Annotated in this window: 1 protein-coding gene; it reads left to right on the forward strand. The window is 70.7% G+C overall.

The window, feature by feature from the left end; all coding sequences use genetic code 11:
- The coding region (locus MJ643_RS30980; protein WP_247727353.1) for a tripartite tricarboxylate transporter TctB family protein at nucleotides 1-259 on the forward strand (259 nt) is incomplete at both ends.

The following is a 259-nucleotide window of genomic DNA, read 5'->3' on the forward strand; positions in this document are numbered from 1 at the left end:
GGGCTGGCGGTCTGGACCGCCATCTCGACGCTGCGCCGCGACTTTCCCGACCCCCATCCCTCGGCCCACGGGCCGATCCTGTGGGTGCTGGCCGGCCTGACGGCCCAGCTCCTGCTGCTGAAGGTGGCGGGCTTCTCCATTGCCACGGGCCTGCTGTTCGCCCTGACCGCGCGCGGCTTCGGCAAGCGCAACCTCGCCGTCACCATCCCGCTGGGCATCGTGATGGCCTTTGTCGTCTGGGCCGTCTTCTCGCAGGTGC

The sequence above is a fragment of the Pseudomonas sp. PNPG3 genome, from assembly GCF_023093815.1.
GTDB classification, from domain to species: Bacteria; Pseudomonadota; Gammaproteobacteria; order Pseudomonadales; family Pseudomonadaceae; genus Aquipseudomonas; species Aquipseudomonas asiatica.